At 39.2% G+C, this 21,675-nt stretch carries 18 protein-coding genes; all 18 read right to left on the bottom strand.

The window, feature by feature from the left end; genetic code table 11:
- Positions 1-626: 626 nt before the first annotated feature.
- The 18 genes from N483_RS04090 to N483_RS04005 all read right to left on the bottom strand — a co-directional run bounded on the left by N483_RS04090 (position 627) and on the right by N483_RS04005 (position 21,640).
- Positions 627-1,793, bottom strand: coding sequence for a nucleotide sugar dehydrogenase (locus tag N483_RS04090; protein ID WP_023397355.1), 1,167 nt, complete (start codon positions 1,791-1,793; stop codon positions 627-629).
- Positions 1,794-2,449: 656 nt separating this feature from the next.
- Entirely contained in the window at positions 2,450-3,889 is a 1,440-nt protein-coding gene (locus tag N483_RS04085) for a phosphomannomutase (protein ID WP_023397354.1), read from the bottom strand.
- Complete coding sequence (locus tag N483_RS04080) at positions 3,889-5,295, bottom strand: mannose-1-phosphate guanylyltransferase/mannose-6-phosphate isomerase (RefSeq protein ID WP_023397353.1); 1,407 nt, start codon at positions 5,293-5,295, stop codon at positions 3,889-3,891. Before N483_RS04080 ends, N483_RS04085 begins: the two co-directional genes overlap by 1 nt.
- A 312-nt stretch (positions 5,296-5,607) precedes the next feature.
- Positions 5,608-6,321, bottom strand: coding sequence for a WecB/TagA/CpsF family glycosyltransferase (locus N483_RS04075; RefSeq protein WP_023397352.1), 714 nt, complete (start codon positions 6,319-6,321; stop codon positions 5,608-5,610).
- A 21-nt stretch (positions 6,322-6,342) separates the two neighbouring features.
- A complete protein-coding gene (locus N483_RS04070; protein ID WP_023397351.1) occupies positions 6,343-7,509 on the bottom strand; it encodes a glycosyltransferase family 4 protein in 1,167 nt (388 codons plus the stop codon).
- 95 nt (positions 7,510-7,604) lie between these two features.
- Complete coding sequence (locus N483_RS04065; protein ID WP_023397350.1) at positions 7,605-8,843, bottom strand: oligosaccharide flippase family protein; 1,239 nt, start codon at positions 8,841-8,843, stop codon at positions 7,605-7,607.
- A complete protein-coding gene (locus N483_RS04060; RefSeq protein ID WP_023397349.1) occupies positions 8,840-10,150 on the bottom strand; it encodes a capsule polysaccharide export protein in 1,311 nt (436 codons plus the stop codon). The genes N483_RS04065 and N483_RS04060 overlap by 4 nt, the downstream gene beginning before the upstream one ends.
- The gene (locus N483_RS04055; protein ID WP_023397348.1) at positions 10,143-11,450 is read right to left on the bottom strand and encodes a hypothetical protein; all 1,308 of its coding nucleotides are present in this window, start codon (positions 11,448-11,450) and stop codon (positions 10,143-10,145) included. The genes N483_RS04060 and N483_RS04055 overlap by 8 nt, the downstream gene beginning before the upstream one ends.
- 114 nt (positions 11,451-11,564) lie before the next feature.
- Positions 11,565-12,257, bottom strand: a complete 693-nt coding sequence (locus N483_RS04050) for a cytidylyltransferase domain-containing protein (RefSeq protein WP_023397347.1) — start codon at positions 12,255-12,257, stop codon at positions 11,565-11,567.
- Position 12,258: 1 nt separating this feature from the next.
- Positions 12,259-13,320, bottom strand: a complete 1,062-nt coding sequence (locus N483_RS04045) for a nucleotidyltransferase family protein (RefSeq protein ID WP_023397346.1) — start codon at positions 13,318-13,320, stop codon at positions 12,259-12,261.
- 75 nt (positions 13,321-13,395) lie between these two features.
- The gene (locus N483_RS04040; RefSeq protein WP_023397345.1) at positions 13,396-14,079 is read right to left on the bottom strand and encodes an HAD family hydrolase; all 684 of its coding nucleotides are present in this window, start codon (positions 14,077-14,079) and stop codon (positions 13,396-13,398) included.
- A gap of 1 nt (position 14,080) precedes the next feature.
- Entirely contained in the window at positions 14,081-15,025 is a 945-nt protein-coding gene (locus N483_RS04035) for an ATP-grasp domain-containing protein (protein WP_023397344.1), read from the bottom strand.
- 1 nt (position 15,026) lies between these two features.
- The gene (neuB, locus tag N483_RS04030) at positions 15,027-16,046 is read right to left on the bottom strand and encodes an N-acetylneuraminate synthase (protein ID WP_023397343.1); all 1,020 of its coding nucleotides are present in this window, start codon (positions 16,044-16,046) and stop codon (positions 15,027-15,029) included.
- Positions 16,036-17,190, bottom strand: coding sequence for a UDP-N-acetylglucosamine 2-epimerase (neuC, locus tag N483_RS04025; protein ID WP_023397342.1), 1,155 nt, complete (start codon positions 17,188-17,190; stop codon positions 16,036-16,038). Before neuC ends, neuB begins: the two co-directional genes overlap by 11 nt.
- On the bottom strand, positions 17,187-18,335 hold the full coding sequence (locus tag N483_RS04020; protein ID WP_023397341.1) for a LegC family aminotransferase: 1,149 nt from the start codon (positions 18,333-18,335) through the stop codon (positions 17,187-17,189). Before N483_RS04020 ends, neuC begins: the two co-directional genes overlap by 4 nt.
- A gap of 12 nt (positions 18,336-18,347) precedes the next feature.
- Positions 18,348-19,538, bottom strand: a complete 1,191-nt coding sequence (locus tag N483_RS04015; RefSeq protein WP_023397340.1) for a UDP-N-acetylglucosamine 4,6-dehydratase — start codon at positions 19,536-19,538, stop codon at positions 18,348-18,350.
- A 31-nt stretch (positions 19,539-19,569) separates the two neighbouring features.
- Positions 19,570-20,640 carry a UDP-N-acetylglucosamine--undecaprenyl-phosphate N-acetylglucosaminephosphotransferase gene (gene wecA / locus N483_RS04010; RefSeq protein WP_023397339.1) on the bottom strand — a complete coding sequence of 357 codons (1,071 nt, stop codon included), beginning with the start codon at positions 20,638-20,640 and terminating at the stop codon, positions 19,570-19,572.
- 46 nt (positions 20,641-20,686) lie between these two features.
- Complete coding sequence (locus N483_RS04005) at positions 20,687-21,640, bottom strand: Wzz/FepE/Etk N-terminal domain-containing protein (protein ID WP_023397338.1); 954 nt, start codon at positions 21,638-21,640, stop codon at positions 20,687-20,689.
- Positions 21,641-21,675 lie beyond the last annotated feature (35 nt).

The following is a 21,675-nucleotide window of genomic DNA, read 5'->3' as shown; positions in this document are numbered from 1 at the left end:
TTTACTAAAGATTTATTGCAATAGCCATCTAAGTAGAATCTTGCCAAGATAAAAGGTGCTCAAACATAAAAAGGCTGATCTTGTGCCGATTTTCACGCCTTTTCGAGAGGTTTCAATTTTATAAGATTCACACTACGAGTTTGGATAAACCCAAATAGATAATTGCAAAAATAAGTCCAATGAGAAATTGAAATTTTAACATTTTAATGCAATTTTAACCTTACAAAGCCCTATCTATCTTTGCTCTCAATCTTAAAGGCTAGGCTCAGTGACAATCACATACGAATATAACGGAACAAAAATTGGGATTGATATCATACTACTCCTTGTATTTGATTGGACGAACTCCCTAAACGCGATGCATTATACAGAATAATTTTTCGACCGCCAATTATAAAACATAGCGAAACGCATAAAAAAAGCGACATTACGGCTTCACAAGACTAACCTCAATACGGCCATTCACAGCAAGGCAAAAGATTCTATACAGCCCCCCTTCTATTTTGGCACTAATAAATATCTTATATACATAGCCTTACCAAAAAAATAGGATTGCTAGCCAAACTCCATTCGACCTATGTCTAACCATTTCGAAGGGGTTAGCACAGTCAGTTCAACTTCAATGTTTAATCTTTTCCAAACAAATCGCGCGTATACACCTTATCCCTGACGTCCATTAACTCAGGAGACATCCTGTTAGCAATAATAATATCCGCATCACGCTTTAGTAGCTCAAGGCTATTGGTGACTTTTGAATTAAAGAATCTATCTTCATGATACGTGGGCTCATATACAATAACTTCAATACCTTTAGCTTTAATTCGTTTCATCACTCCCTGTACGGCAGATGCCCTAAAGTTATCCGAGCCAGATTTCATCACCAACCGGTATATACCTACAACTTTGGGTAATTTGCTCACTATAGATTCTGCAATAAAATCTTTTCTTGTTCGGTTAGCATCTACGATCGCGCCAATAATGTTACTTGGCACGTCTTGATAATTGGCAACAAGCTGCTTGGTATCCTTAGGAAGGCAGTAGCCCCCATAGCCAAACGAAGGGTTATTGTAATAATCACCAATTCTGGGGTCTAAGCACACTCCTTGTATTATTTCTCGTGTGTTTAATTTGTGCGCTTCCGAATAACTATCCAATTCATTGAAATACGCGATACGCATAGCGAGATACGTATTCGAAAACAGCTTCACTGCTTCTGCTTCTGTTGAGCCTGTAAACACTGTTTCAATAGCGTTTTTCTTTGCACCAAGACTCATAAGTTCTGCAAAATGATGTGCTTTTTGACACTTACTTCCAACGATAATGCGTGATGGATATAAATTGTCATACAGTGCTCGCCCCTCACGCAAAAACTCCGGAGAAAAAATTAATCTGTCAGTTTGATACTTCTCTCTCAAACTAGCTGTATAACCTACCGGAACCGTTGACTTTATGATAATGGAGGCATCTGAGTTAATAGCGAGAATATCTTCAACCACATTTTCAACGGACACTGTATTAAAGCAGTTACTGTCAGGATCATAATTCGTAGGTGTAGCAACGATGATAAACTCGGCCTCTGAAAAAGCCGTTACTTTGTCTGTCGTCGCCGCTAGCATCAGCTTGCCTTCAGTTAGATAATTGCTGATGTCTGGATCAAGAATTGGGGAAACCCTGTTATTGACAGCTTCTACTTTAGTCGGGTCAATATCGTAAGCAATAACATCATTGTGTTGCGCTAAAAGCACCGCGTTTGAGAGTCCAACATAACCTATACCTGCCACAGCTATCTTCATTCCACCTTCCCTGCCAACCAAATGGTTAACTAACTTTCATTAGCCAGTGCTTAAAATGGGCTTGATCACAATATCAAGGATTAAGCTCCATAATGCATGGCAAAAGTGTCAAGAATGTTAATGCGCTAGAGGTTAACGCTCTTTTTGATATGAACATGGATATCATGCTTCATTAAATGCGGTTGAAACAAAGCCCAACTCAAGGGGTAACAGGCGGTCAGTTTGGCGCGGCTAAAGACAACTCGACGGCGCTTTAAGAGTGAACACCACTGGCAAGCAACCTCCTAAAAGCTTAAGAAAGAGTAGCGCCTGACGAACAACTCCTGCAAGTAAGAGAAGTAACTCTCGGTTGGTTAGATTATTATCATTTGGTGTGAGCTTACTAAAAGTTCAGCGGTAAAACACTGAAGTTGTCGTCTAAAAGCTTAGTAATTTTGGCCAAGACACCTCAAAACAAAGCTTTTCACAGATAGAGCTGATTGTCTTGGCTGTCGTTATGGCTATTAACTCAGCAGGTTATGCAGTACAAATTTATACGTTGTTTGCGAACATGTCACATCAGTGCCAAGTTCGCAAATAGGCGCTTGAGTCAAACCAATCTCAAGTAAAGATAAAGTGAACTCTATAAAGATAAGTTCACTTTACATTGCTTCGCATTAGATAGCTGAGATTTGATTTATATAACCCAAAGCAAGCACTACTAATTCCTCGGCTCGACTCTGCGTATCAGCCTCAGCGTAACACCTTAACTCTGGTGCATTTCCAGATGGCCTAAAGTGAACGATTTCACCGCTGGTAAAAAACATTCTAAAACCATCTATGGCATTGGTTAATTCCAAAGTCCCCTCTAAGACAAGTGCTTGTCTAAGCTCATTTCTAACGTCTTCGGAGTTTGCTAGTTTATCGATCAAAGAAAGACTGGTTTCACGCGGAATTTCTTTTATTCGATCACTGGCAGTAAATCGCTTTGGCAGGTCACTAATGATAGTGCTGATAGCTTTTTGTTTTGACCATGATTCATTAAAGAGAACCAGAGCTGGAAGTACCGCATCCCTTGTCGGCAACGCGTGGTACAGCCCATCAGCATAATAACAATCACTACCTAAAAGAAAGCCGCCGTTTGCTTCGAAACCAGCATATGGTTTAAAGCTTTCCTCTTGGTTGCAAAATGCTTCAATCACATAAGGTGAGCCAATTTTTGTTCTCACAACTTGCTTGAAAGCGCCTGAAGACTCAATTGCACTATTACAACTCACAGGGGTTGCCAACAACTTAGCACCTAGATACTTTGCCGTCACAAGACCTAATATATCACCTCGTAACCACTGCCCTAACTCGTCAGCAATTAAGGGTCTATCACCATCGCCATCAGTTGAAAAAATAGCGTCTAATTTTAATTCTTTAGACCAATTAAGCGCTTTAGTCTTATCCTCTTCAGAAACTGCCTCTGTGTCTATTGGTACAAACTGATCACTCCTGCCTAATGAGATAACTTCAGCACCCAGTGATTCAAAAATCTGTTTATAGATATCGCGTCCAGCACTTGAGTGTTCATACACACCAAGCTTCTTACCTGAAAAAGGTTTATTCGGGAAGTGCTGTGTATATCTTTCAATATACAAGTCCTTCGCAGCGCTCAGCGTCTCAAGTTCAGGTTCACTCTCAGGCGCCACAACTTCTGCATCACTCTTAATAATATTAAGCTCATCTGCCTTTGTGATTTCGCCATCAGGTCGATAAAACTTTAAACCATTGCGATCGAAAGGAATGTGGCTACCTGTAACCATGATACATGGTATGCGGTTTTGCATAGAATACAGCGCCAAAGCTGGGGTAGGTACTACACCAAAAAACTCCGCGTCATAGCCTAGTGCATTGACCATTGCTGAAATAGATTTCGCCATAGCAGCACTACTAGGGCGGTTGTCAATTGCAATAGCAACCTTTTCAAACGAGAAGTCTGTTTCTATCGCTTTGATAAATGCGACAGTGAATGCATAACACGCGGCTGGTGTAAATTGTTCAACCAGCCCACGCGCACCGCTTGTACCAAATGCAATGCCGCTTTGCTTAATTAAATGGCTCGCGTTTGTCATTATTTAACTCTTCCATATCGATCTTCAAAGCGGACAATGTCATCCTCACCTAGGTAAGATCCGGACTGAACTTCAATTAACTCTAAATCAACTTTGCCAGGGTTTTCTAATGCATGAACAGATGTAATTGGGATATAGACTGACTCATTCTCAGTAACAAATCTTTCTTCACCATCCAAGTGTACTCTTGCTGTACCAGACACAACAATCCAATGCTCAGCACGGTGGTGATGCATTTGTACTGACAGCTTAGCGCCAGGCTTAACTGTGATTCTTTTAACTTGGAAGCGCTCACCATTATCTACTGAGTCATATTTACCCCAAGGGCGATATACTTCTCTATGGAAGGTAACTTCAGAGCGTTGATCACGTTTGAGCTGATTCACTATCTCTTTTACTTTTTGCGACTCGTTTTTATGGGCAACCAGTACTGCATCTTTAGTGTTAACAATAACAAGATCTTCAACGCCTACTGTTGAGACAAGCTTGTCCTCGCCAAATACTAGAGTATTTTTTGTATCAACAGACTTAACATCACCAATAAACGCGTTGCCATTTTCATCTTTTTCGGAAACTTCCCACAACGCAGCAAATCCACCAACGTCATTCCAGCCCGCATCCATAGGAACAACCACAGCATCTTGAGTGTGCTCCATTACCGCGTAGTCAATAGATTCATCTGGGCAGGCTTCAAAGGCGTCTTTATCAACGCGAACAAATTCCATATCACTATTTTGCACTTCAACCGCCTTTTCACAGGCTGAGTAAATATCAGGTCGAAATGCCTTTAACTCTTCTAGGTAACGACTTGCTTTGAATAAGAACATGCCGCTATTCCAGTAATAATCACCACTTGCAATATATTGCTTTGCTGTACTTAAGTCTGGCTTTTCCACAAAGCTATTTACAACAAAGCCATTTTCGACCGCTTCACCTCTTTTGATATAGCCATAGCCAGTTTCAGGCGTGGTTCCAACAATACCAAAAGTCACTAATTTCCCTTGCTGTGCCAAAGATGTAGCTTTTTCAACACTTTCTAAGAATGCAGCTTGATGTTCGATCACATGGTCTGCTGCTAGTACCAACAGCAATGGATCTTCATTATTTTCAATCGCTTTGAAAGCCGCCAACGCGATAGCAGGTGCAGTATTACGGCCTACCGGCTCTAAAAAAATCCCACTGTGTTTCACATCAAGCTGACGCACTTGCTCTGCCGCGATAAAGCGATGTTCTTCATTACAGATCAACATAACAGGGCTATGCTCAAGACCATTCAAACGAGAAATAGTCTCTTGCAACATGGTGTTTTCACCATGTAGTTTTAAAAATTGCTTAGGATAATTGCCGCGTGATAAAGGCCATAGGCGTGTACCTGAACCACCCGCCATTATAATTGGTAAAATCATATGTCACCTAACTTCTTAAATATAATATGGGCCAACCCTTACAACTAAATTGCAGACTTACCCTAAAAACTACTTGTCTATTTATTGGTAACTAGACACCAAATAAACAATAATATTGTAAACCTTTGCAAGCAGTGTCTGTTTGCACGCTATGGCAAAGGAGTATCACATTGAATGATTGAAAATACCTGCCTATTAATAGGCACAAAATCGGGCATAAGGCTCAATTAAGCTATTTCAAACTCTAAATTTTAAGGTTATCTCTACTTTATCTAGTATTTGCAGAGTGACCTTATAACCAATTGCAAAAGGTTACTTCCAGACGTAAAAGAAAACCCTCAGGCTCTTAACTAGTCTGACTAAGCGAAATAATTTAGGCTCTTGGACTAGTCTATATACCCCTTCAAGGCCAGCCTTCTGAACCCACAGCGGCGCCCTCTTAATCTCTCCTGAGAAAAATGAAATGCTTCCGCCACACCCGACTACCCACTTTACGCCAATATTTTGCAAGGCTTCTAAGTTGTCATAAATCCATTGCTCTTGTTTTTTAGCACCAAATGCAACAAACAAGTATGTGGGTTTAGCATTAGAAATTTTTTCTAGCATGGCATTATTAGATTGCTCAGAAAACCCATTAGCTTCATATGGCGGTGAAAAGCCCGAACAGCGAGCACCATATTCATTTATTGCTTTATCTACAGCGCGCTGATTAACATCTTCCCTATCGCCAAGCAGGAACACATGTTCTTGGCTATCTTTTGATTTTTTTATGACATCGTAAATCAGATCCGAGCCACTGATTTTGTCAAATTTTTTACCTGACTTTAGCTTGGCAATTATATATGGAATTTGCCCATCGAACGTTGCAACACTGTTGTTTAGGATTCTAAGAAAGTCTTTATTTTTATTGGCCTCAACGATGAACTCTGCATTCACCGTTGTTACGAACTTCAACTCGTCGTCGACGTTCATTACTTCTTTTTTAGACAACCCTTTAAAATCGATTCCAAAAACTTTTAAAGACATGAATTTAACTCTACAAACCTTTTATTTAATTATCTCAAGATACATGCTGTTTAGCATTTCTTCCCAAGAATACTGTTTCTCTGACATTGCCCTAGCATTGGCGCCGATCTCAGCACATAATTCATTGCTGTCTAGCAAAGAACGAATAGCATCAACAAACTCTCTTGGCTGATCCGCAATTAGACAATTCTCACCATCCACAAACTCAATGCTTTCAGCTCCGATAGAGGTCGTTACAACAGGCAGCCCTTTATAACAAGCGGTTATATTTTTAACTTTCATTCCACTGCCAAACTGCAATGGGCATATAAACACCTTAGCTTGAGACAATGCATCATTGAGATCATCAACAAAGCCTAAACACACTACACCTGAATACTCTGACAATTGAACTTTTTGCTGCTCACTAATTTTACCAATTAAATGTAGCTTAACTTCACCATTCGTTTCACTACGTAGAGTATCCCAGCAATTTTCTAAGAACCACAACACACCATTAAAGTTTGGCTCCCAATCTAACCCGCCGAGAAACACCAAGTTATTCTCAAGACCATGGAAGTTGTTTAACGCTGTATTCAATAGGCTATCTTCACCTAAGTGATAAGTTGTCGCAAAACGAGCTGTATCACAGCCAGCATCCTTCAAGCAGGCAATATCATTTGGCGCAGCGAATACTAGATCAGATGCCAATGCACTTTTTTTCTCATATTGGAAAACACGTTTGGCTTCACGCTTTAGTAATAAAGACTTGAGAATATTCCCCTCAATTGAAGCGCGCCTTTCCCAAATATTAAATTCCGCATTATGCTCGTGAAATATAATTTTACCAGCAAAAGAGTCTGGTACGAACTGATACATAAAGAAGTGATCAACAAAAATGATATCGGCCCAGCTCGCCAGCTCGTTAAATCGCCTACTATCAAAATCTTCAGGTGTGTTTCTATACACAGATAACGGGACACCCTCTATATAGCTTCCAATCAAGTTTGCGAGCGTCGGCTGGTACTTCTTATCATTGATTTTAACTTGATATATGTTTTCTTGACTAACAGAGCTTGATTCAGTTAGATAAAACTCTTTGACGTGAAACTTTTCGCGAAAATAAGCCAGTAGCCTTTTAGTCTTATATAACCCGCCGCCTGCTACATTGACCGGTTCACGCGGGCTGATAAACAACATTTTTTTCATTAGGAAACCATAGGTTTGTAGCTACCTTCAATGCAAACACCTAAAGTAGCCACGCAAATATTTATTTAACAAAACTATCGAATTCGCAGACGAGCTTATTTACCCACAGTGAGTAGCTCAGCCTTGCGCTGTTTTAAATAGAAATATGCACATGATAACGTTATTGCCACCTGAGCTGATAGCGTTGCAACAGCAGCACCAATAAGCCCAAATTTTGAGATTAACAATGGATTAAGCAATAAGTTCACCGTACCAAACAAAAGCGTAATTTTAGCACACAATTTTGCTCTGCTTGACATAGAAAGGTACGTCGACGTTGCGCTCAGTGCAAATTGCAAGAGAATTCCTACCAATAACAGCATAAACAGATCATTATACTGTATAAATTCCTCTCCCCATAAGCCTAATGCAAATTTAGATAGTGCAATGGCTACAAAAAAGCCAACAATTGCAGCAAGTGACGCATAACCACAAACTTTTTTAACCAAGTTGTGTACAGAGCTTAGCTCTCCTGCCTTATAAAGCTGGCTAATTCTGGTAGAAATGACAGATGTGATAGAGGCATTTAAAAATAGCACCACTGCCGCCAATTTATAACATACATCGTAATAAGCCAGCTGTTCATAACCAAGCAAGGCCGCGATAAATAATGTATCAGTGTAAATTAGTAATAATGCGGAGATCTGTGTTACTAAAAATGGTAGTGATCCGATTGCGATTGTTTTTACTTTCTCGAAATCAAAAGTAAAGTTTGTTGGTTCCAACCCCAGTTGTAACTGACCTTTGTAAATTACAAAGCAGCTAGTCAGTGCCAGTATGCCCAATAATGATATGTAAATGATGTCAGCATTTAGGTAAAGCAACGATGCAATAAAGCCAATAACAATACCGAGCCTGAATACGCCCCACTCAAGCAATTCTGAGACGACAAATTTACTTTGAGATTTAAGTATATAAGCAGCAAAATTAAGAAACTGAAAGAAAAATAAAACAGCAAAGAATACGGCAAATTGACCCCATTCAAAAGAGGCTGTTACGGCATTAAATAAACCCGCTAAAATAATCAAAATACCGGTATTAAGTGCCCGAAATAAGCAAGCCTGCACCAGCAAGTTCTTACTCTGCTCTAAAGATTCCCCCGAAAGCTCTCGCTGTAAATAAACATTACTTCCGAGAGAAGAAACGATACAAAACACCATAGCCAGTGTCGTAAACAAAGCAAATTGACCCAGCTGATACTCACCGTAAAATCGTGCAATTCCGATAGATACCAAAAATGCACACAACTGATTTAAAACCTTGATACCAAGGACACCACTTATTGCTTTTTTCAAGAATCAACCCTATTTTCACACAGGTGAACGATGAGGTCTTCTACGGCTTTGAGATTTTGGCTTTCAAATAACTCCGGAAATAAAGCTGGATCGTGCACAAAGCCTGTTACACCAAACTCTTCAACAAGGCCATTGGCATTGTCACTGAATTCAGTGTGTTCTAGCGCAGTTTCAAGCAATAATTTTAGCTGATTTTTCTCTAGTGCTTGTCTGCCGTCGAAGACACCCGGCAGATCTGTGTAATAGATATTGGAGAAAGCAACTGAAGGTTTGCGCATATTGACCGCTTCCAAGCAACTTGTACCAGCTATAGTGAGCACTAGATCGGCTTTTTCCATAATATCTTTTGCATTTTCAGATAACGACAAGAATATAACATTCTTAATTCTCATAAGCCGTTCAAACCCTTTAACAGATCTCGGAGAAAACTTATTTGGATGCTCTTTTACAAGTATCACAAACTCGTCACCAAGCTGTTCACTCACCCTTGCTATTAACTCAAACTGATCACTGTAATAAGGCGATACATAATCTGGCGTAGACTCAGGCTGAACATGAAGAGGAAAATAAAGCACTTTTTTGTTGGAAACGTTCAAAGCTTCTTTCAATGATACCGCTCTTTTCTCATATAAAGGCGCATATGTTCTCTTGTTAGAATGGTATGAAAGCGCACTCAGCCACCAAAGAGGTTTCCACTCTCTATAGTCACTCGAAATGAGTGGTTTATAATTCATTGGAATATTGCCTTTTTCAAAACATTCTTTTACGCGTACACACATGCTTTGATAACTAATTTCAAATGAAGAGTCAGATGCACAATTCGCACATTCTTTTAAGCTTGCCATACTATGGTCTGCATCAAACGCCACTGCTTTCACTTCAGGTAGAGGTAAATTTAATAGATGCCTGTATTTAATCCCTTTTCTCTCGCACAACAAAAATGCTAAATATTCCAGCGCCCAAGATATTTCACCCAACACAATGTCGTACTGCTTAGCATCGAGGATTTCTTCAAGCTGACTTACATAACCTTTCATCAACCTCAAACTTAACTTCTCTGGTAATAACCCTAACAAGCGATCATTTTTTATTGCAATTCGAAATTCTTGATCAGTAATTGCATTACACTTGGGAGTTTTTGTCATGTTTGCTTTTAAGATAAAGCTCTGAGAATCCGTTTTTTTAACCACCGCATCTTTCAGGTTGTTAAAAACAATGAAATCCATATCAATATCATGCGCCTGCTTAGAAAGCTCAAGAAAAAAGTCAAAGTTATTAAAATTATCTAAATACAGAACCTTAGGCATTTTCTTCCCCTCTCTTCAATTTCACGGAATTCATAGATGAATACTTATATACAATCACAACAAGTAGATAAATTAGGAAGTTGCCTGAGTAGCCTGTGGATGAATTACTTGTTGAATAAACAAATACATACAAGATCACCCCAAAATAGACATAAATTGTCTCTTTTTCTGTGATAGCCCTATTTAAGAAAAATACGAACAAACCATAAACAGCGAGGAAGCCCAATACACCGAGTTGAGATATTAAATTAGCCAGTGAAGATTCAACTCCGACGCGATGGTATACACCTCCCCACATAGAGTCAAACCTAAAACTTCCTACGTTACCAACGCCGTAACCAAGAATATTAAAGTGTATGAAATATTCGTACAGCCCTTCTAAATGTGCAAACAATCCGAACTGAACAATTTGCGGGAATGCTAAAAAGATAAAAAAGCCTGCGAATAACATACCAAAGAGCAAAGAGGCAATTATGTTACAATAAAATTTCAGCAAACGTAGAGATACATATTTATACAGAATTAACATTGGAGTTAAAAGAATAAAAAATATAATAAAACCTTTGGAGTAGGTCAGAAAACCAGCAATACTCGCTAGCCAAACAATCGCTTTTCTTTTGAACAGCAACCCAAAAATCACAGACGCTTGGGCTAATGCAGCAGTCGTTGTCGGCTCGATATAAAAAGAGATCAATCGTCTCGATTTCTGACCTATCAAGTAATACGTATCAAATGTAAATAGTCGAGGATAACCTTGCAGTTCATCATGAGTTCCACCAGTCGAAGATACTGAATTGGCATACTCGTTCCAGTATTCTAAAAGCCCCATTTTTTCCCAAAACATAAGTGGCATAAGCCACTCAAAAAGGCCAAAAACCCAAAACGCCGTAATAAACTTAGCGAGTAAGCTAATATCTTTGTACTTAAAGTAAAATAAGAAAAAGTAAAAAATTAGAAACGGGAATATAAACCGTCTAATATTGTTAGCAATAACACTTACGAATTCATCAAAGCCTACTGAATTTAAATTTACAGATAGAATTGAAATAGAGATAGATGTAACTAGTAAGAAAAAAAGCAACAGAGTAAAGTGAATTCTTCTATCTAAGAAGAATTTGTAAATCACACCAAATACGACAAAAAGCAATACCAGCATGTCTCTGAGCAAAGCAGGTACTGCGGCTAGAATCTTTACTCCAAAGGCATTGTAAACTAACAATGATAAAAATGGTGTAAAGAAAAATAGGAATAATACCAGCCTTGAAATTGCGTTTTGGTAATAGATACCACTTAACTGCATATATTTTTCATCCGAATAATAAAACTCAACTAACTTGTAGTTACTTATAGAGGCTTGAGCGCAGTTAGTTGGCACCCACAAAAAGAACTAATGCTAAATTGCATTAGATAAAGACTAAATTCTATTTTTAACTATCAACTCAGCTGTTAGAAAATCAATTTCAGTATCTATATCGACTGAGTTTTCACTAGACATAATGAAAGGATAAAATTCGTGTTCAAAAAGCAATTTACCCTCTTGCTTGAAAATAACCCTATCAACGAGGTAAATAGCACCGTTCAGTTGGTAATATTTTGGCAAATCTTGTGAACGTGTTCCCGTCAGCGTACTTAAAAATTGCTTAAACTGCCCCTCAGTTTCCAAAGGCGTCGCCCACAAAGGTGAGTGGCTGCATTCAGTCATTGATACGACACCCTTCGCATTTTTAGCTATAAATAGCTCGATCGCGTTATCTATATCTTCCGAATCTCTCAACGGGGAAGTTGGCTGCAATAAGCAAATTGTGTCAAACTCAATACCTTGCTCTTGCGCATAATCAATAGCATGTTTAACAACATCAATAGATGTCGCGGTATCACTTGCCAGTTCATCTGGACGTAGCAATGCAGTTGTGTTTGGATACTCTTTGGCTATCGCTAAAACCTCTGGGCAATCTGACGTTGCGATAGTGTGGCTAATATATTTTGAAGCCGTTGCGGCATTCAAAGTGTAGCCAACTAGCGGAGTACCATTGAGTTTTCTAACATTTTTTTTAGGAAGCCTTTTACTTCCTGCCCTTGCAGGTACAATAGCTAATATTTTCAACATATTAAACTAGGCCTAAATTGTGAATGTCAATTTGCGCTTTATTAAAGTCGTCATGTCGGCCTATATCTAACCAGTATTCATGAATTGGGAATTTGAGCACTTTCTGTCCTTCCTGCTGTTTCAACTCAAACAGTGTTGGCATGTCCAAATACTCATTTTTCCCTTTTAGAGACTCTATCACTTTATGAGATATCACATAAATCCCAGCATTAACAAAGTAACGGTAGGTAGGTTTTTCCACGATGCCCGAAATCGTATGTCCTTCCCCTTCAATAACGCCAAACGGTATTTTGATTTCATAGTCTCTAACACACATTGTCGCGTCTGCGCTATTTTGTTCATGAAAATGCGCAACTTTTGCGAAATCAACGTTTGTTAAGATATCGCCATTAACCATTATAAGGGGAGATTTAGGGATATCATCCGGTAACAGTGATAAAGCACCGCCTGTGCCTAATGGTTTATCTTCGTAAACGTAGGTTATTTCTACACCAAATTGACTGCCATCACCGAAGTACTCAGTGATGACCTCTGGCAAGTAGTGTACCGAAATGTAAAACTTATAGAATCCACTTGCCTTAAAGTGATTTATCAAAGTTTCCAGCATAGGTTTACCGCCGACTCTAAGCATTGGCTTAGGGCAACTATCTGTAAGTGGTCTAAGCCGCGTACCAAACCCGCCAGCCATAATAAAGATAGGGTTGTCGTGCTTTTCTATTTGAAGTGCGCTGTGTAGTGTTTCAAGGCCTACTATTTTATTTTCAGAGTCAAGCAAAGGTATAGACAAAATATCTCTTTCACGCATTAGTGCAACAAGTTGATGCTTAGGCGTCCCTTCTATCGCTGTTACTGGGCTAGTATTCATTACTTCAGTAACCAAATCAGTCAGCGCTACTTCCTCTAGTAAACCTCGGCGAATATCACCATCTGAGATCATTCCTGTTAATTTGCCGTCTTCATCAACAACAATTGCAATACGCAAAGCTTCTCTATTTATTACTTCAAGGGCTTGCTTGATTGTGTAATTTTCAAAAATTAATGCGTTTTTCCAACAGTGGCTCATATACTCTCTCTATCACTAGTTAGTGATTTTTTCAGCGATTTAACTTTGTTCAGCATACTTAGTTACAATACGTGATTATTCAAAAATAGACTCTAACAACATTACCAACTCTTCATATGACTCACAGTAATGCTGCGCACTTTCACCGTCTTGGCGTCCGTAGATCAGATTGTCATTCTCCACTTTATTCAATATATGGATAGAATGCATACCTGAACTATTTGGATACACGAAATCTTTCTTTTTATTGTCACCAATGTAAACACTATCTTTGTATGACATACCTAGTTTATTTAAAACATATTCATAAGGCTGAGCACTTGGTTTGCGTACATCAGCTCCCAGCTCTGAGGAGCAAAGAATAACATCAAAGTACTCTGAAATCCCCAAAGCCTTAATTTTTGCCTTCTGAATATCTAGGGGTCCATCTGTGATGATTGCTAATGCATATTTATCACGTAGATTATCGATATGACGCTCAAACCCTTTGTAAGGTGTCAACTCGGGCTGGAAACTTCTATAAGTCGAAACTAGTTCATTTCGAATATAGTCTTCTGAGCATTCCACCCCAACCTCTTTTATTGCCAATGAGAATAAATCACGGTAATTACCTTGATTAAACTCCTGAAAAATATAAGGGTATATATCTACTTTAAAATCTTCGTAAAATTTATCGGAAGCCGCACGATAGCATGCCAAGTTATATTGCTTTTCTGCATATATAGTGTCATCTAAATCAAAGATTACCAGCTTCTTCATCTTAACCTTCACTAAACACCGACATGTCATACCTCATCATCGTGAGGTTTCTTCGTAAACCTTTAAACCAGTCTGGACTGCCAGACAGTATGTAATTCGGGCTATTTAAACCTGCTTCAATAGATAAAATAGAGCCGCCACCAAAACGTGCATTTATTTCAATAAAATAACCGATACCTAGTTTTTCATCTACAATTGCCTGAAGTGTTACAGGGCCATAAAAACCACCTGATAACAAAACCTCTTTGGCTTGTGCTTCCAACTCAGGAAGTGCGACCGTTTTGCTGACTGTTACCTCACCACCTCTGACCTTGACGCGCTCTCGAGGAGAAGCGACCGCTATACCTTCATCGGTTACAAAACAGTCTATAGTGTATTCAGTCCCAGAAATAAACTGTTGAAAAATGGGATCATGCTCACCAAACTCTTTTAAATACGTCTCAAGTTCAGATTCATCTTTAAGTAACTTAGCTCCAAATGAACCACTTCCATTATTTGGCTTTGCAAATACAGGGAAAGTTGTCGGTTTATCTAGAACTTTAGGCGTTCGAACATCAATGTTTTCAAAAAAGCTTGCGGTCTTACGTTTGTCTGAAGATGCATTAATAACATTTGCATCGGATAATAACAGATTGATTTTACGCCCATTGACATTTGACAGCTGATCTCTGTATTTAGAAAAAAACTCAAGATCTGGGTCAATAGTACAAACAACAATATCAATGCTGTGCTTTTCAATAAGATCGCTAAACTTTCCTACTGTCGTTTCATTACGCTCTCTTGGAAAGATGTAAGTTACATCACAAAACTGGAGTGCTGGTGCATCCGTTGTAATATCTGTACCAATAATGGTCAGTTGAATGTCGCTTTTTTTTGCCGCAGCTCTAAAACGTTCAATTAACTCAACTCTGCGGCCAGCATTTGGAAATAATACAGTCTTGTTCATTTTATAGCTCAATTAAGTCATCTTCAGCGTAATCTTTAATCGCAGCAGTACCAATTACTTCATCCCAAAGCATTGGGCTCAACCCCGTTGCTGGGCGCTTTGCCGTGATATTTTTTTCCGTCAGAATTTCACCTTTTTTGATTGGTCCACTCGCAACGATTGAACGTCTCGCAATGGCGATATTTTTACTTTCACTTTCTGAAGGCTTCTTTTCACCACTTCCAGCTATCGCTGTTTGGATATTCCTGATAGAACTTACCATTAAATTCAGTTCATCTGGCTCAATGCTTGCAATGTGATCTGGTCCAGGTAATGTCCGATCTAATGTGAAATGCTTTTCAATACAAGTTGCCCCTAGAGCAACAGCAGCAATAGGTACTTCGATACCTTTTGTATGATCAGAATAACCGACTTCTACCCCTAGCTCTGTCTGAATATGAGCCATAGCCTTAAGGTTGACGTCTCCCATCGGCGTTGGATACTCAGTATTGCAATGAAGCACCGTGATATTCGCTTTGTCGACACCGCCCTCTGTCAATACAGCAACAGCTTCTTTAACTTCTGCCATTGTTGCCATACCAGTTGAAAGAATAACCTTAATATCCTTTTCACAATGCATTCTTAAATAAGGCAGGTTGTTTACTTCACCAGAAGGTATTTTATAAGTATCTACACCCAACTCTTTGAGTACTTCGAATGAAGGTTGGTCAAATGCAGTTGCTAAAAACGTAATTCCAAGCTCATCACAATAATCTTTAAGACCAGCATAGTCTGACAATTTTAAGTGCAATTTTTTACACATTTCTAACTGGCTTTCATCACCGCCAGTATTTGCTTCTTGATAATCAGCTTTATCTGCCCACTTAGTCATAACAAGCTCTGGCACAGCTATTTGAAACTTAACCGCATCTACACCGGAGTCCTTTGCGACTTTAATCATTTCCCTAGCCATATCATAGTCTGCGTTATGATTTACGCCCGCCTCAGCAATAATGTAAACATGCTTAATATTATGCATCATAAAAAACCTTCTTAATTAACCCATTCGTTTCAATACGCTTCAGGGTTTTAACTATTCTCTCTGCGGTATTGCCATCGCCATATGGATTTTTTGCGGATAGACACTCTTGCTGCATTTTTTCACCAAGAGCTAGGGTGATTGCATTCTGAATGCTTGCATCACAATAATCGACGTTAATAACGGACTTAGCTCTGATCCTACCTTGTTGTCTATCACCAACATCAACTGTTGGTATACCATATGACGGTACTTCAGTGATCCCACTGGAGGAGTTACCAATCACTGCATTTACATGAGTCAATAATGAATGATAACGGCGCATGCCTAACGACTCACGCACACACACTGCGTCTATTTTTTGTCGCTTAAGGTTCAGAATACTTTCAATAATGGAATCCCCGCCCGCATCATGGTTTGGGTAGGTAATAATTATACCCACATCCTCTAACTGTGCTAACGCATTAAAGAAAATTTCATTCAAGGACGCTTGGTTATCTCTCGTTGTCTCCGGGTGCAGAGTAACTAATATGTTTTGCTTGAATCTATTCAAGTCAAAATCTAAAAACTGTTCTAGTTCTTTAGCCTCGACTTTCTCAAGCATCTTTACATTATCAATACACAGGTTTCCGACGTTGAAAACACGGTCAGGTTGCTCACCTAACTGGATAACCCTCTGTCGATATTCCTTAGTAGTAGGGAAGTGAATATGAGATAATTTGGTAATACTATGTCTTATAGAGTCGTCCAAAGCACCAGTGGTCACATCTCCACCTGAGATATGCGCAATTGGTAATTTTAATAAAAATGCAGCCATTGCGACCGATAAAATCTCATACCTATCGCCCAATAAAACTACTAGATCCGGTTTCAACTCTTCGAATTTAGTCGAGAACTTCTCTAAAGTGTGTGCAGCTGAAACCGCTACCCCTACATCTGACGTATCATTAGTATCAACTTCTATCACATGAAGGTCTTGGATACCCTCATTGTGAACTTCTTGAAGTGTATCACCCCGGGAGCTATCAGTGTGGCTGCCCGTAGCCAAAATACTAACAGAAAAAAAAGGGTCGGCTTCTAACTTTTGTATCAGAGGCAACAATAAGCCAAAATCAGCTCTTGTGCTTGTAACGACTGCTACTTTCATATTAATTCCAAAGGAGTACTTGGTAAGTTAACTAGCCTAGATTCAATATATTCAGAGTTGCTAAGATCACCTCGCGGAGCATTTTCAAACATAGGTAATCTGTGCATTAATTGCCAAATTGGCCTCGTCATCACACCCGCTGCGTTGGTCTCTTTAAGTAGTCTATCCCTTGCCTCTTTGTCTGGGCAAATTACGGCGTTTAACCAATAATTTGACTGTGCGTATTCAGGCTCAACAACGAACTTAAAGTCTGAGTTTGCAAAAAAGTCACAATACTTGTGAGCAAGCGATCTTTTCTGTTTTACAAATAATTCAAGCTGCTCCAATTGGGCACACCCTAATGCGGCATTCAAGTTTGGCATTCTATAATTGAAGCCAGCTTCATCGTGAAAAAACTCGAATGGATGGGGCACTTTTGCGGTGGTAGTTATATGCTTGGTATGAGCGCCAGCTTCCGCTGATTTACACAAAACTATGCCACCACCACCAGTTGTTATTATTTTATTGCCATTAAAGCTAACTGCACCAAACTCGCCAAAAGTCCCAGTATGCATGCCTTTATAGTATGAGCCTAAGCTTTCCGCCGCATCTTCAACAACTGCTATATTCCATTTACTGCATACTTGCATTAATTCATCTAGCTCAACAGGATGACCGAAGGTATGCATTGGCACTACAGCCTGAAAGCGTTGCTTAGTTTGCTTATGAATACACCCTTGTTCAGTTTGAATTGCATGTTCCTGCAAAAACTCATCCAACGCTTTAGGACATAATCCTAAGCTTGTTGGCGATACATCAACAAAAACAGTTTCTGCCCCCATATGGTGCACAGCGTTACACGTTGCCACAAATGTTAAGGCCTGAGTAATTACAAGATCACCGGCGCGGACCCCTGCCATGTACAAAGCGGCATGTAATGCGGCAGTACCATTTACCGTGGCAACCGCCTTAGCAGAACCAGTTAACTCTTCCATTTTTGTTTCAAACTCATCGACAAATTTACCCACACTTGAGACAAATGTACTGTCAATTGTTTGCGTAACATAGGCTTTTTCGTTACCACAAAATGTTGGAGCATGCAGAGGAATGAATTCATTAGTTGCGTACAGTTCACGCACAAAGTCATTGATTTTTAATGGCGTCATGGTGGCTCCAAATCACATTTTGCTGTCGAGGTATTTACCAGTTTCTTTATGTCCAAAATCAGGGATCATAGTAAAGAATAGCTTTACGATTTCCTCTTTGCTCCACTGCTTATCTGATTTATATTTGGCAATGGTATTTTCGAACAATTCTAAAAGTTCATTCTCGTAGAGTGCTTCGTTTTTGATAATACCTAGGTTTTCGAATCGTTCCATGTCCAACACTTCTTTATCAGTGAAAAACTCTTCAAAGTCTTTCTCACCGGTTGTATCACTAGAAGTAAATAAACAAGGCCACTTACCTTCTGCTGGGAGTGTTTTAGCAAGCTCCCGCGCTTCATTCTCGTCTTTACACAGATAAGGCTCATAACCACGTTCGTTGAGGTATTTAACGGCAATATCTGCAAAAGTGATAAGGTGCAACGACTCACTCAATTTAGGGAAGAAAATGTCTCTATTCTCACCAAATATACAAGACATTAAACATAATTCACCGGACTCTTGAGGTACAACGAAATAACGTTTGATATCACTCGGAGCCACGATAGGCTGTTTTTTCTCGATACGCTGATTAAATCCGTGTAATAAAGAACCATCAGAAAATGCAACATTAGCAAAACGCGCAGTAGAAATGTCAATCTGTTCACTGCGACGCATTAGGAACATTTCCATAATACGCTTTGATGCACCCATCATATTAACTGGGTTAGCTGCCTTATCTGTTGATACACAGAAGTATTTCTTTACACCTTTATCAATTGATTGCTGAATTGTCTTGTCTGTATTGAAAACATTTACATCAATCATACGCATCAGAGTGAATGGGTCTTTCTCACTGCGTACATGCTTCAATGCGGATAGGTTTAAAACGTAATCGTACTCACCATCCGCTTTGATAAAGGCGTCATATTCAATTGAACCAATATCTAGCGCAAACGTTTGAAAGTCACCATCTATATAGCCAAATGAGCTCCGGATATCACGGACTAACTCCACCATGTTGTTTTCACTAATATCAACAACATGGAGTTTCTTTGGGTTTCTTTTAAATATTTCTTTGGTAACGGCTTGACCGATTGAACCTGCACCACCTAACACCAAAAACCTAGATGTAGATACGGCTTTTTTTAGTTCTTTTTCAGCAGATAAGATATCTTGCGTAAATAGTGCTTCTTTTCTGCCAATCAAATTGAGAATTTGTTTCATGCTGAGTCTCTTAAATTAACTTTTACTAACGTTAGGAAAGTCGTTTATCACGATGCTTTCTCACCCAAGTCGTGATTTTCCATACATGCATCAAAGCAAAGTTGTAAATTAAAAACAGCGACAAAAATATTGAAAACATTATCCACTCAGGTACACCTAAGACTTGCATCAAACATCCAGCAATGGCGATAACAATTGCTATTAGGGAAATGTAGAGTAACGACCTTTTACGACTGAACCCGATACGTTCAAATATATGATGCAGATGCTCTCTGTCTGGTTTAAACGGAGATTTACCCTTTTTCACCCGTCTGTACATAATTGCAACCATATCCATAAAAGGAACGGCGATTAGATACAAAGCTGTGACAGGTTTTAGAATTGCCTCTGCCTCTCCTTTCGTATCAACACCAACAATAAGTAACCAAACAACGGTGAAGCCAATAAGCATACTGCCAGCGTCACCCATAAATATTTTATGTACTGAGCGAGAGGGCCAACGCAAGTTGTACATGAGGAATGCCAAAATTGCGGCCATAAATACGGTTGGTAAAATAGCCCATTGACTACCGGTGTAATAGTACAGGAAACCTAAGCAAGTGAATGAAACCAAGCTCAACATACCTGCAAGGCCATCTATGCCATCCACCATATTAAATGCGTTGATCGCCCCAACAACAGCGATCACAGTAACAACCACACCAAACTTACCAAGATATAACTCAAATTCGTTACCTAAAATATAACCGAAGCTATCAATGTACAGGCCCGATTGAGAGATCAAGAACAGTGCTGCGATAATTTGAATAAGGATGCGTGACTTTACCGATAACTCAAATCTGTCATCCAACACCCCTACAATGAGTATTGCAGTACTTGATATAACATACACGATCAAGAGATCATCTCTAAAAAACAGCAATGAAGAGAGCAATATGGCTATGTAGATTGCAATCCCTCCAACTAAAGGGATTTCTCCTTTATGTTGCTTACGCGCACATGGCGAATCCACTAGTCCATATTTAATAGACAACGGATACACCAAATAAACGGCTAAAACGCAAGCAACGAAAGATGTTATAAAAGGTAAAAAATAAACCATCTAAGACTTCACTCAGTTTAATTAGTAAGGGTCAGTAACCCTTTACCTAACCCTTTTGACCATTTCTAAATAAGCCAATTAGAATTATTACAATGCCAACAATAAATCCAAATAATGTACCCGCGACACAGATTACAGCGCGCTTTGGAGAGTGTTTTAACTCAGGTACAATCGCAGGATCTATTGTTTTAAACACATATTCGGCGCGAGATTCGGAGAACATAATAGTCTTAACCTGCTCTTCAATTAAGCCAAATAAAACCGTTTTAAGCTCAGCGATATCGTTCTTTGAAAGCTGCTCTTCTAAGAACTTTATACTTTTCTCAGCTTCAACAACATCCATAGTTTTAATAGTTTGATTAATTTCCATTACAAGAAGCTCGACCCAACGCTGTGCTATTTCTGGCGACTGATGGTCAATACTGATTGTTACATAACCAGTATCTTTAGCTTCATTAACTTCAAAGACCTTCTTAAATTCTATATATGCTTCTTGACGAGAAGGCTTAGCTGTCTTTGGCGGTTCGACATCCCTTACCCAAGTTTTACTATCAACATCGTATAACTCTTCGTCATAAACAATTTCATTTTTCCCCTGATTCCACTCTTTTACAGCCATTAGATCTGGCAGTAAATCGTGTTTTTCAATAAAACTTTTAATGAATTGTCTCGACTTTAAAACTTCTAATGCAAGCGTTGTTTTATCATCGCCGCCACCTAAAGAAATCCCGGTCAGGCCAGCTATCCCACCTAGTTGACCCGCTAACCCACCAAGATTCGAGCTTTTTGACTCATGTGCAGGAGAAAGCAGCACTTCTGATTTATATATATTTGGCAAAGACAAAGACAACGCAATAGACAAAATTGCAAAAATCGATGTTATACCGAACAAAAACCACTTTCTAGAGGCTACGACCGTAAACAGCTCAGAAACATCAACTTCATCTTTTTCGAGTCTAGATTGATAACCGTCTTCAGTATTTAATTTAGATGTTTCCATTGAATCTCTTAATCCTACTCTCTAACCACTGCACA

The organism is Pseudoalteromonas luteoviolacea NCIMB 1944 (genome assembly GCF_001625565.1).
Classification (GTDB): Bacteria; Pseudomonadota; Gammaproteobacteria; order Enterobacterales; family Alteromonadaceae; genus Pseudoalteromonas; species Pseudoalteromonas luteoviolacea_F.
This window is presented reverse-complemented; position numbering and strand designations above follow the sequence as displayed.

Excerpts from the sequence above, each read along its gene's own strand:
- N483_RS04035 (WP_023397344.1), bottom strand. The coding sequence starts at position 15,025 with ATGAACAAGACTGTATTATTTCCAAATGCTGGCCGCAGAGTTGAGTTA.
- neuC (WP_023397342.1), bottom strand. The coding sequence starts at position 17,190 with ATGAAAGTAGCAGTCGTTACAAGCACAAGAGCTGATTTTGGCTTATTG.
- N483_RS04070 (WP_023397351.1), bottom strand. The coding sequence starts at position 7,509 with ATGAAAAAAATGTTGTTTATCAGCCCGCGTGAACCGGTCAATGTAGCA.
- N483_RS04045 (WP_023397346.1), bottom strand. The coding sequence starts at position 13,320 with ATGAGCCACTGTTGGAAAAACGCATTAATTTTTGAAAATTACACAATC.
- N483_RS04015 (WP_023397340.1), bottom strand. The coding sequence starts at position 19,538 with ATGAAACAAATTCTCAATTTGATTGGCAGAAAAGAAGCACTATTTACG.
- N483_RS04055 (WP_023397348.1), bottom strand. The coding sequence starts at position 11,450 with ATGCAGTTAAGTGGTATCTATTACCAAAACGCAATTTCAAGGCTGGTA.
- N483_RS04005 (WP_023397338.1), bottom strand. The coding sequence starts at position 21,640 with ATGGAAACATCTAAATTAAATACTGAAGACGGTTATCAATCTAGACTC.
- N483_RS04040 (WP_023397345.1), bottom strand. The coding sequence starts at position 14,079 with ATGAAGAAGCTGGTAATCTTTGATTTAGATGACACTATATATGCAGAA.
- N483_RS04080 (WP_023397353.1), bottom strand. The coding sequence starts at position 5,295 with ATGATTTTACCAATTATAATGGCGGGTGGTTCAGGTACACGCCTATGG.
- neuB (WP_023397343.1), bottom strand. The coding sequence starts at position 16,046 with ATGATGCATAATATTAAGCATGTTTACATTATTGCTGAGGCGGGCGTA.
- N483_RS04020 (WP_023397341.1), bottom strand. The coding sequence starts at position 18,335 with ATGACGCCATTAAAAATCAATGACTTTGTGCGTGAACTGTACGCAACT.
- N483_RS04060 (WP_023397349.1), bottom strand. The coding sequence starts at position 10,150 with ATGCCTAAGGTTCTGTATTTAGATAATTTTAATAACTTTGACTTTTTT.
- wecA (WP_023397339.1), bottom strand. The coding sequence starts at position 20,640 with ATGGTTTATTTTTTACCTTTTATAACATCTTTCGTTGCTTGCGTTTTA.
- N483_RS04050 (WP_023397347.1), bottom strand. The coding sequence starts at position 12,257 with ATGTTGAAAATATTAGCTATTGTACCTGCAAGGGCAGGAAGTAAAAGG.
- N483_RS04090 (WP_023397355.1), bottom strand. The coding sequence starts at position 1,793 with ATGAAGATAGCTGTGGCAGGTATAGGTTATGTTGGACTCTCAAACGCG.
- N483_RS04085 (WP_023397354.1), bottom strand. The coding sequence starts at position 3,889 with ATGACAAACGCGAGCCATTTAATTAAGCAAAGCGGCATTGCATTTGGT.
- N483_RS04075 (WP_023397352.1), bottom strand. The coding sequence starts at position 6,321 with ATGTCTTTAAAAGTTTTTGGAATCGATTTTAAAGGGTTGTCTAAAAAA.